The organism is Bradyrhizobium sp. WSM4873 (genome assembly GCF_055811355.1).
Genome location: NZ_JBVVPS010000072.1, coordinates 1 through 10616 on the forward strand (window position 1 = coordinate 1; position 10616 = coordinate 10616).

A 10616-nucleotide genomic window follows, 5' to 3' on the forward strand; every position below is an offset into this window, starting at 1 on the left:
CCTCCCTGCCCCTCCCCCACAAGGGGGGAGGGAACGCAGCGGCGCAGGCCGTTCAAGTTTGCTCCCAATTGCAAGGCAGAAGGAGGAGCACCCCATGCTGACCATGATCGGCAAGCGCCTGATGTTCGCGATTCCCTCGCTGATCGGGGTCGTCATCGTCACTTTCCTGCTCACACGCGCGCTGCCGGGTGATCCCGCTGCGTACTTCGCCGGCCCCGCCGCAACGAAAGAAGCCGTCGAGCAAATCCGTAAAAAGCTCGGCCTCGACAAGCCGCTGATCGAGCAGTTCTTCCGCTACACCAACGATCTCGCCCATGGTGATTTCGGCAACTCGCTCACGACGGGCCAGCCGGTCGCGGCCGAAATCCGCAATCGCCTGCCAGCCTCCGCCGAGCTGACGCTGCTCGGCCTCATCGTCTCGATCGTGATCGCCATCCCGCTCGGCGTGCTGGCGGCGACGCGGCCGGGATCGTGGGTCGATCATCTCTGTCGTGTGACGACGACGGCCGGCGTGTCCCTGCCGGTGTTCTTCACCGGCCTGGTGCTGGTCTATGTCTTCTATTTCCGGCTCGGCTGGTCGCCCGCGCCGCTCGGCCGGCTCGATGTGTTCTACAGCGCGCCGCCGACGGTCACAGGCTTCTATCTCATCGACACCCTGATCGCGCGCGACTTCGAGGCGTTCCGTTCGGCATGCAGCCAGCTCATCCTGCCGGCGACGACGCTTGCGATCTTCTCGCTGGCGCCGATCGCGCGCATGACGCGCGCCTCGATGCTGGCGGTGCTGTCGTCGGAATTTGTGCGCACCGCGCGCGCCAGCGGCCTGTCGCCGGCGACCGTCATCGTCACCTACGCCTTCCGCAACGCGATGCTACCCGTCATCACCACGCTGAGCATGGTGTTCTCGTTCCTGCTCGGCGCCAACGTGCTCGTGGAAAAAGTGTTCGCCTGGCCCGGCATCGGCTCCTATGCGGTCGAAGCGCTGATCTCGTCGGACTTCGCTCCAGTGCAGGGTTTCGTGCTGACCATGGCGGTCATGTACGTGCTGCTCAATCTCGTGATCGACATTCTTTATGGGGTGATCGATCCGCGCGTGCGCTTGGAAGGGTAGGGGAACACAATGAGCTCCGTTGCGCCTGCTGTTGAACCCGTCAGTCCCGCGCGGACGTCAGGGTTCGTCGCGCTCCTCGAACAGACCCGCTATGTGCTCGGCGAGAACAAGGTCACCGGTTTTGCCTTCGCGTTGCTGATCGTGATCCTCCTTGCCGCGATCTTCGGCCCCTATGTGGTGCCGTATGACCCGCTGGCGTCCGACACCGCGGCGTCGCTGAAGCCACCCTCGGCCGCGCACTGGTTCGGCACCGACCAACTGGGCCGTGACATCTTCAGCCGGGTCGTGGTGGCGACGCGGCTCGATACGTTCATCGCGGTCGCCTCCGTCGTGCTGGTGTTTTTGATGGGCGGACTCGCCGGCATCGCGGCCGGCTATTTCGGCGGCTGGACCGATCGCATCGTCGGCCGCATCGCCGACACCATCATGGCGTTCCCGTTGTTCGTGCTCGCGATGGGCATCGTTGCCGCGCTCGGCAACACCGTGCAGAACATCATCCTGGCCACGGCCATCGTGAACTTTCCGCTCTACGCCCGCGTCGCGCGCGCCGAAGCCAATGTCCGCCGCAACGCCGGCTTCGTGCAGGCCGCGCGTCTGTCTGGCAATGGCGAATTCCGCATTCTTCTGGTGCATATCCTGCCGAACATCATGCCGATCATGATCGTGCAGATGTCTCTGACCATGGGCTACGCCATCCTCAATGCCGCCGGTCTCTCGTTCATCGGCCTCGGCGTGCGTCCGCCGACAGCCGAATGGGGCATCATGGTCGCCGAAGGTGCCGGCTTCATGGTGTCAGGCGAATGGTGGATCGCGCTATTCCCGGGCCTCGCTTTGATGATCGCCGTGTTCTGCTTCAACCTCCTCGGCGACGGCCTGCGCGACATCGTCGACCCCCAGCGGAGGACGTGATGATGATTACGAATTCCGCTGTATCGCTCCCTCCCCCCTTGTGGGGGAGGGTTGGGGAGGGGGGTAGCCCCGGGAGAGGTCTGAGTTCGTGGCTAGCCCCCTCCCTGCCCCCAAGAGCGAGCTTCGCTCGCCTCGGACCCCACAAGGGGGGAGGGAATGAGAGAGCGGTGCCCGCCTCACACGCAAATTCCACTCAGAAATTATTCAATAAATTCAACTTCTTCCCTACTGTGCATGGGGTTGTTTTCGAGCTTTTGAGTGTCGGGAGGCATCCATGACCGCCCAGCCCCTGCTCGACGTCCAGGACCTCACCGTCGAATTCACCACCCGCCGCGGCATCGTCAAGGCGGTGCAGCACGTCAACATCTCCGTTGCCAAGGGCGAGACGCTGGCGATCGTCGGCGAGTCCGGCTCCGGTAAATCGGTGACGTCGTATGCGGTGATGCGCATCCTCGATCGTGCAGGGCGGATCGCCGAGGGCTCGGTGATGTTCTCCGGCATCGACGTTAAGGCCGCGACCGAAGACCAGATGCGCGATTTGCGTGGTCGCGAAGTCTCGATGATCTTCCAGAACCCGCGCGCCGCGCTCAACCCGATCCGGAAGGTAGGCGACCAGATCGAGGACGTGCTGCGCACCCACGTGCAGCAGGCCATGGTTTCGGACCGCGGCGAAAAGGCGATCGAGGCGCTGGAGCAGGTCAAGATCGCCCGCCCGCGCGAGCGCTATCACGCCTATCCGTTCGAATTGTCCGGCGGCATGTGCCAGCGCGTCGTCATCGCGCTCGCGCTCGCCTGCAATCCGCAGCTGCTGATCGCCGACGAGCCGACGACGGGATTGGACGTCACCACGCAGAAGGCGGTGATGGATCTGATCGTCGAGCTGACCAAGCGCAAGGCGATGTCGACCATCCTGATCACGCACGACCTCGGCCTTGCCGCAGCCTATTGCGACCGCGTCGTGGTGATGGAAAAGGGCCGGGTGGTCGAGACCGCCAAGGCCGCCGACATCTTCGCCAACCCGCAGCACCCCTACACGAAGAAGCTGATGCGCGCGACGCCGCGGCTCGGTGTGAGCCTGCGGGAGCTGTTGCCGGAGGAGGAAGGCTCAGCACTCGCCGCCACGAGCGCGGTATCTGCGGAATTGGCTCCGACCGCCGCGGCGGGCAAGACGCCACTTCTCCTCATCGACAAGCTGGTCAAGGAATATCCCCGCCAGGGCGCGACCGCCACGCTCGGCAAATTGTTCGGCCGCAAGCCGCCGGTGGAACCGGATGTGTTCCGCGCGGTCGACGGCATCAGCTTCTCGGTCGGTCACGGCGAGAGCGTCGGCCTGGTCGGCGAGTCCGGCTGCGGCAAATCGACCACGTCGATGATGGTGATGCGGCTGCTGGACCAGACCTCGGGCCTGATCCAGTTCGACGGCGAGGACATCGGCGGCATCGCGCCCGCCGGCTTTGCCCGGCTGCCGCAGCGCAGCCGCATCCAGATGGTGTTCCAGGATCCGACCGACAGCCTCAACCCGCGCTTCACCGCCGTGCGCGCCATCGCCGATCCCATCATGCAGCTCGGTGACATCAGGGGGCGCGACGCGCTCCGCGCCCGCTGCGAGGAGCTCGCCACCATGGTGGGCCTGCCGCACAATCTGCTGGATCGCTTCCCGCACCAATTGTCGGGCGGCCAGAAGGCCCGCGTCGGCATCGCCCGCGCCATCGCCCTGCACCCAAAACTCGTCATCCTGGACGAGCCAACCGCCGCGCTCGACGTTTCGGTCCAGGCGGTGGTCCTCAATCTGCTCCAGGACCTCAAGGCGCGGCTAGGTATGAGTTATCTGTTCGTCTCGCATGATTTGAACGTAGTGCGCTTGTTGTGCGATCGTGTCATTGTCATGCGATCGGGTCGAATCGTCGAGGAAGGGTCTTCCGAGAGGGTCTTGAGCGATCCGCAGGACGATTACACCAAGGAGCTGCTGACGGCGATCCCGCATCCGCCGCTGCAGACACTGGGCGCACACTGAGAGCTTGTTTGGGAGCGTGATGGCCGAGCCGCTGGACGATTATATCGACGCTGTCACGAAAGCGCTGGCGTTGCCGGTCGAGGAAGCATGGAGGTCGTCCATCCGCGCCAATCTCGAGGTCTCGCTGCGGCTCGGCCGCCTCGTCGACGAATTCGCGCTGCCGGACGAGACCGAGCCGGCGCCCGTGTTCACGGTCTGACGCCGCGATGACGACCAAGCCAGAGATGACGGCCTCCGAGATCGCGAGTGCGGTTGCGGGCCGCAAGATGTCGGCGCTCGATGCGACCGAAGCGGCGCTTGCGCGCATCAAGCAGCATGACACCACCCTCAACGCATTCACCGACGTCACCGCCGATCGCGCCCGTGCCAAAGCGCGCGCGATCGATGCCGATATCGCCGCCGGCAAGACCGTCGGCCCGCTTGCCGGCGTGCCCTTCGCGGTGAAGAATTTATTCGACGTCGCAGGCCTCGCCACGCGCGCAGGCTCGAAGATCAACCGCGACCGCGTGCCCGCCACGCGCGACGCCACGCTGATCGAGCGGATGGAAGCGGCCGGCGCCGTGCTGGTCGGCGCGCTCAACATGGGCGAATACGCCTACGACTTCACCGGGGAGAACGTCCATGACGGTCCCTCGCGCAATTCGCATGACACGACGCGGATGAGCGGCGGCTCCTCGGGCGGCTCGGGGAGCGCCGTCGGTGGCGCGCTGGTGCCGATCGCGCTCGGCTCCGACACCAACGGTTCGATCCGCGTGCCGTCCTCGTTCTGCGGCATCTTCGGCCTGAAGCCGACCTATGGCCGGCTCTCTCGCGCGCGCTCTTTCCCGTTCGTCGCGAGCCTCGATCATCTCGGTCCGTTGGCGCGCTCCGTCACCGATCTCGCGCTCGCCTATGACGCCATGCAGGGCCCGGATGCGGACGACGCCGCCTGCACCACCACACGTGGTCTGGAGCCGACGCTGCCGCTGCTTGCCAATCCGGTTTCGGACCTGCGCATCGCCATCGCCGGCGGATACTTCCAGACCAATTTGTTTCCGGAAGCCGTCGAAGCCGTCAGCCGCGTCGCGAAGGCGCTGGGCGCAACGCGCGTGGTGGACGTGCCCGAAGCCGCGCGGGCCCGCGCGGCGGCCTATGTCATCACCACCACCGAGGGCGCCTCGCTGCATCTCGACCGGCTTCGCAAGCGGCCGAACGATTTCGATCCCGCGGTGCGCGACCGGCTGATCGCGGGTGCCATGGTGCCGGCCCCGCTGGTCGACCGCGCGCAAAAATTCCGCCGCTGGTATCGCGCGCAACTCGCCGAGATTTTCAAATCCGTCGACGTGTTGATCGCGCCCGCGACGCCATGCACTGCGCCGAAGCTCGGCCAGCTCAATTTCAATCTTGGCGGCGTCGAGCTGCCGGTGCGCGCCAATATCGGCATCCACACTCAGCCGATCTCGTTTATCGGCCTGCCCGTGGTCGCCGTGCCGGTGCCGCTCGAGCCGCTGCCGATCGGCGTGCAGATCATCGCCGCGCCCTGGCGCGAGGACATCGCGCTGCGCGTCGCGTATGCGTTGGAGAAGATGGGCGTCGCCGCCGCGCCCAGCCCAAAAGGATTTTGAGATGGAGATTGATCTCCCCGACGTGATCGCGGACGTCAAAGCCGCGTTCGAGCGCTATGAGCAGGCCCTGATCACAAACGACGTCGCGGTGCTCGGCGAGCTCTTCCGGAACGATCCTCGCACGCTGCGCTATGGCATCGGCGAGAACCTCTACGGCTATGAAGCGATCTCCGGCTTTCGCGCCGGGCGCTCGCCGGTCGGCCTCAACCGCCGCACCGCGAAAACCGTGATCACCAGCTATGGGCGCGACACGGCGGTCGCCTCCACCCTGTTCTATCGCGACACGATGCCGGGCAAGGTCGGCCGGCAGATGCAGACCTGGGTAAAATTCCCGGAGGGCTGGCGCGTCGTCGCCGCTCATGTCAGCATCATCGACGAGTCGAAAGAGACCTGACCGTATGATGCTTGACGATCTTCCGCCCGGAACGCTGCCGGCCGAACCGGCGGTGCCGCGTGTCGACCGGGCGTCGCCATCAGCCCACAAAATCACGCGCGCCGAGGAGCTGCGCCTGCAGCTCGCCGATGAGATCGTACGCGGAGCTCTGCCGCCCGGCGCGCCGCTTGATGAGACCGATATCGCGCGCCGCTTCAGCGTTTCGCGTACCCCGGTCCGGGAAGCGCTGCGCCAGCTCGTAGCAAGCGGCCTCGTCGAAGCACGCGCCCATCGCGGCGCGGTGGTGGCACAGCCTTCGTTCGAACGGCTGACGGGCATGTTCGAGGCGATGGCGGAGCTGGAAGCGCTGTGCGCGGGCCTTGCCGCGGAACGCATGTCGGCTGCCGAGCGTCACGGTCTGGAAGCCATCCACGAAGAGCTGCGGGTGTTGAGCTACGCCGGCAATCCCGAGCGTTTCCACGAGGTCAACGAGCGCTTCCACAACGCGATCTATGCGGGATCGCAGAACGGCTACATCGCCGAGATCACGCTGGCGACGCGGGTGCGCGTGCAGCCGTTCCGCCGCGCCCAGTTCCGCAACCTCGGCCGCCTCGCCAAGTCGCAAGCCGAGCACGACCGCGTCGTCGTCGCCATCATGCGCGGCGACAAGCAGGGCGCCGCCGCCGCGATGCGCGCGCATATCGAGCTCGTGCGCGGGGAGTACGAGATCTACGCGGTGTCGGTGTAGGGCAACGGCGGGTCAATTTACTCGCTGTCGTCCCGGCGAAGGCCGGGACCCATAACCCCAGGGAGTGGTTGTGGCGCGAGATGGTAACTCCGAGTCTTCGCCAAACTTCGTCCTGTGGTTATGGGTCCCGGATCTGCGCTTCGCTTGTCCGGGACGACCGTGGTATTGAGCTCAGGCCCTCGCTGCTTCCGCCATATATTTCCGCCATCCACCATACGCGGTGATATCTCGCGCCTCACCCAGCACCTCGGGCTCGACGAGAAATCCCTTCACGCTGCGGCCATCGGCGAGCCGCACCGTGCCGATCGCCATCGGCGCGGGAATCGCGTTGACGAATTTGCCGAAGGCGGACGACGACAGCGACCAGATCTCCAGCTCGATCGACGCGCCCTTGCCGGTTTCGACGCGCAGCATGCCCGGCTTCGGCGGCGTGGTCGTCAATGCGTAGAGCCTGTAGTCCGCCGCGGTCCTGGTCGCCTCGATCAGACGCCCGTTCAGCGCTTTCAATTCGCCGTTCAGCGCCATGCCGGAGAGATGCGCGCCGACCACGGCGATGGGAATCTCGTCGCTGCCACTTGCGGCAAGCGACGCCAGCGCGGGTTGCGCTACGCCCTTTGCGCCAAGCGTCAACTTGGTGTCCGCATGGAACACGCGGCCGATGCTCGCGAGCAGCGCGTCGTGGCCCGTGGGCGCAAGCAGCGTGATGCCGAACGGGATGCCGTCGGCGCGCATTGCCGCAGGCAGCGCGAGACCGCAGAGGTCGAGCAGATTGACAAAGTTGGTGTAGGTGCCGAGCCGGCTGTTGAGCTCGATCGGATTGGCCAGCACCTGCGCGGTCGTGTAGGCCGTTGGCGCCGTCGGCAACACCATCGCGTCGATATTGGTGAAGGTGCGCTCGGCGATCTTGCGCAGGCCCTGCAGGCGATAGAGCGCGGAAAAGGTGTCCGCCGCCGTCAGCCGCGCGCCGGCGGCGGTGATCTCGCGCGTCACGGGATGGATCGCATCCGGCGCGGACGCCAGCAGGTCGCGGATCACGAGATAGCGCTCGGCGACCCAGGGTCCTTCATAGAGCAGCCGCGCCGTCTCGTAGAACGGCTCGAGGTCGAACTCGACCAGCGTTGCCCCAAGCGCGGTCCAGCGCTTCAAGGCATCGGCGTAAGCGGCTTCCGCCTTCTTGTCGCCGAAGAAGATCAGCTGCCCGCTGCGCGGCACGCCGAGGCGCAGGTTTGCCGGGAGCGGGGTGAGCGCGCCAAGCGGCCGGTCGCGCGAGAACGGATCGGCCTGGTCGGGACCTGCCATCACCGACAGTGCGAGCGCGGCGTCGTCGACCGTCAAAGCGAATACCGAGATGCAGTCGAGCGTCCGGCAGGCCGGCACCAGGCCAGCGGTCGAGATCATGCCGAGGCTCGGCTTGAGGCCGACGATGTTGTTGAGCATTGCCGGCACGCGCCCGCTGCCGGCGGTATCGGTGCCGAGCGACAGCGGCACCAGCCCGGCGCCGACGGCGGTGGCCGATCCCGAGCTCGATCCGCCGGGAATGAGGTCCTCGCGGATCGCGTTTCGGGGGATGCCGTAGGGTGAGCGCACGCCGACCAGGCCGGTCGCGAACTGGTCGAGATTGGTCTTGCCGATGATGATGGCGCCCGCGGCACGCAGCCGCTGCACCGCGGTCGAGTCGTGTGTCGGGGTGTACGAGAAAGCCGGGCACGCCGCAGTGGTCGGAAATCCCAGCGCGTCGATATTGTCCTTCACCACGACCGGTACGCCATAGAGCGGCAGGGTGGCTGCCTCCTTGGTGGCGAGCTTCTCGGCTTCCGCGATTGCGTCCTTCTCGTCGCGCAGGCTGATGAAGACGGCGGGATCGTTGTGGTCGCGGATGCGCTGATAGGTGCGCGCGACCGTCTGCGCCGGGGTGATCGTGCCCGCGCGATGCGCGGCCACGATCGCGGCGATCGTTTCAGGCTGCTCAGCCCCCATTTCAGCCCTCATGTCGACAAACTCCGGCTACGTCTCTTCAGCCGGATCGAAGCAAGCGATGTGCCATTGTGTACAGAATTCGGGCAGGACAAGTGCTCCGGATATTATCGAGAGATCAGTGGCTTGTGGGATAATTCGAGCGCCGGCGGGCCTGCGTGTCAGCGCCCTGTTACGGGCATTTGCGCAAATAATGGGCAGCTCGCCCTGCCCGAGCTTGCGCCCCAACAATTGTCGTGGCCAACATGCCGGCCAACGCGGTCCGGACGAGGCTGCGGCCGGTCCCGGCTCCCGGGCGAGGAGGAAACCATGACAGCCGCCCCTCGCGGTGATGCTTCGAGCTTGTTCGCGACACCCAGAACCGTAGCTGACCATCGCGCCGACGGCAGCATCGTGCTGCGCTCGCCCGAGCCCCTGGGCAATGGCGCGCGTTGCGTCGGCGACTGGCTAGAGCAATGGGCGAGGCAGAGGCCCGATGCGATTTTCCTCGCGGAGCGCGGCAGCGCCGAAGCGCCATGGACCACCGTCACCTATGCGCAGGCGCTGGGCCAGGTGCGCGCGGCAGCGTCATGGATTCTGGCGCAAGGTCTCAGTCCGGAGCGCCCGCTCGCGATCCTCTCCGACAACAGCGTCGATCATGCGCTGCTGGCACTCGCGGCCCAGCATGTCGGCGTGCCCTCGGCGGCGATCTCCCCGGCCTATTCGCTGATGTCGAAGGATTTTGACAAGCTCAAGAGCATGATTACGCTGCTTGAGCCCGCCGCGATCTATGTCTCCGCGACGAGGCCGTTTGCGGCGGCGCTGGCCGCGATCAAGCCCCTGCATAGCGCGCAGATCATCAGCGGCAATGCCGACGATACCGATGCGCTGGCCTTCCGCACCATCGCGGCAACGCCGGAGAGCCCCGACGTCGCAACGGCTTTCTCCGCAGTGACGTCCGATACGATCGCGAAATTCCTGTTTACCTCCGGCTCGACCGGCACGCCGAAAGCCGTGATCAACACCCACCGCATGCTCACGTCCAGCCAGCAGGCCAAGGCCCAGACGTGGACCTTTCTCGAACAGGCGCGCGAAGATCTCGTCATTCTCGACTGGCTGCCCTGGAGTCACACGTTCGGCGCCAACCACAATTTCAATCTGGTGCTGCGCAATGGCGGCTCGCTCTATATCGACGGCGGCAAGCCGGCGCCCGGCCTGTTTGCGACGTCACTCGGCAATCTCAGAAGCGTGATGCCGACGGTCTATTTCAACGTGCCGCGCGGCTTCGACATGTTGATTGCGGCGCTGCGCGACGACGAGGAGTTGTGTCGCCGCTTCTTCAGCGAGGTGAAATTCGCCTTCTACGCAGGGGCTGCGCTGCCGCAGAATCTCTGGGACGCGCTCGAACAGCTCTCCATCAAGACCGTTGGCCGCGCGATGCCGATGGTCTCGGCGTGGGGCTCGACCGAGACATCGCCGCTGGCGACCGACTGCCATTTCCTCGCGGAGCGCTCGGGCAATATCGGCGTGCCCATACCCGGCACCGAATTGAAACTCGTCACCTCCGGCGACAAGCTGGAGGTGCGTGTGCGCGGCCCCAACGTCACGCCGGGCTACTGGAAGGCGCCGGAGCTGACCAGGCAGGCGTTTGACGACGAGGGCTTTTATCTTATCGGTGACGCCGTGAAGTTCGCCGATGCGAAGCAGCCGGAGCGCGGCCTGTTCTTCAACGGCCGCGTCGCGGAGGACTTCAAGCTCAATTCGGGCACCTGGGTCAATGTCGGCACGCTGCGCGTCGCCGGCATCGCCGCGCTGGCGCCGCTCGCGCAGGACATCGTCGTCACCGGCCATGGCGGGGACGAGGTGCGCTTCCTGGTCTTTCCCAACATCTCTGCGTGCCGCGCGCA

9 protein-coding genes are annotated in these 10616 nt (G+C 65.9%); 8 read left to right on the forward strand and 1 reads right to left on the reverse strand.

What is annotated here, in order from left to right; genetic code table 11:
• The first annotated feature begins 94 nt into the window (after positions 1-94).
• From AC0L21_RS37340 to AC0L21_RS37370, 7 genes are all read left to right on the forward strand, one after another.
• Entirely contained in the window at positions 95-1108 is a 1014-nt protein-coding gene (locus AC0L21_RS37340; protein WP_007597968.1) for an ABC transporter permease, read from the forward strand.
• Positions 1109-1117: 9 nt separating this feature from the next.
• The gene (locus AC0L21_RS37345) at positions 1118-2017 is read left to right on the forward strand and encodes an ABC transporter permease (protein ID WP_473266947.1); all 900 of its coding nucleotides are present in this window, start codon (positions 1118-1120) and stop codon (positions 2015-2017) included.
• Positions 2018-2291: 274 nt separating this feature from the next.
• Entirely contained in the window at positions 2292-4031 is a 1740-nt protein-coding gene (locus AC0L21_RS37350) for a dipeptide ABC transporter ATP-binding protein (RefSeq protein ID WP_473266949.1), read from the forward strand.
• A gap of 19 nt (positions 4032-4050) precedes the next feature.
• A complete protein-coding gene (locus AC0L21_RS37355) occupies positions 4051-4230 on the forward strand; it encodes a DUF4089 domain-containing protein (protein WP_007615797.1) in 180 nt (59 codons plus the stop codon).
• A gap of 7 nt (positions 4231-4237) precedes the next feature.
• The gene (locus tag AC0L21_RS37360) at positions 4238-5635 is read left to right on the forward strand and encodes an AtzE family amidohydrolase (RefSeq protein ID WP_473266952.1); all 1398 of its coding nucleotides are present in this window, start codon (positions 4238-4240) and stop codon (positions 5633-5635) included.
• Between the two features lies 1 nt (position 5636).
• A complete protein-coding gene (gene hpxZ / locus AC0L21_RS37365; protein WP_007615793.1) occupies positions 5637-6029 on the forward strand; it encodes an oxalurate catabolism protein HpxZ in 393 nt (130 codons plus the stop codon).
• A 4-nt stretch (positions 6030-6033) separates the two neighbouring features.
• Positions 6034-6756, forward strand: a complete 723-nt coding sequence (locus AC0L21_RS37370) for a GntR family transcriptional regulator (protein WP_473266955.1) — start codon at positions 6034-6036, stop codon at positions 6754-6756.
• Positions 6757-6927: 171 nt separating this feature from the next.
• Here AC0L21_RS37370 and atzF read toward each other — a convergent pair whose 3' ends face one another.
• Positions 6928-8733 (reverse strand): allophanate hydrolase, encoded by a 1806-nt coding sequence (atzF, locus tag AC0L21_RS37375; RefSeq protein ID WP_473266960.1) that lies wholly within the window; start codon positions 8731-8733, stop codon positions 6928-6930.
• A 306-nt stretch (positions 8734-9039) separates the two neighbouring features.
• On the opposite strand from atzF, the gene AC0L21_RS37380 reads away from it, so the two are divergent.
• A partial coding sequence (locus AC0L21_RS37380; protein ID WP_473266958.1) for a feruloyl-CoA synthase occupies positions 9040-10616 on the forward strand: 1577 nt, incomplete at its 3' end.

Excerpts from the sequence above, each read along its gene's own strand:
- hpxZ (WP_007615793.1), top strand. The coding sequence starts at position 5,637 with ATGGAGATTGATCTCCCCGACGTGATCGCGGACGTCAAAGCCGCGTTC.
- AC0L21_RS37340 (WP_007597968.1), top strand. The coding sequence starts at position 95 with ATGCTGACCATGATCGGCAAGCGCCTGATGTTCGCGATTCCCTCGCTG.
- AC0L21_RS37360 (WP_473266952.1), top strand. The coding sequence starts at position 4,238 with ATGACGACCAAGCCAGAGATGACGGCCTCCGAGATCGCGAGTGCGGTT.
- AC0L21_RS37355 (WP_007615797.1), top strand. The coding sequence starts at position 4,051 with ATGGCCGAGCCGCTGGACGATTATATCGACGCTGTCACGAAAGCGCTG.
- AC0L21_RS37350 (WP_473266949.1), top strand. The coding sequence starts at position 2,292 with ATGACCGCCCAGCCCCTGCTCGACGTCCAGGACCTCACCGTCGAATTC.
- AC0L21_RS37345 (WP_473266947.1), top strand. The coding sequence starts at position 1,118 with ATGAGCTCCGTTGCGCCTGCTGTTGAACCCGTCAGTCCCGCGCGGACG.
- atzF (WP_473266960.1), bottom strand. The coding sequence starts at position 8,733 with ATGGGGGCTGAGCAGCCTGAAACGATCGCCGCGATCGTGGCCGCGCAT.
- AC0L21_RS37370 (WP_473266955.1), top strand. The coding sequence starts at position 6,034 with ATGATGCTTGACGATCTTCCGCCCGGAACGCTGCCGGCCGAACCGGCG.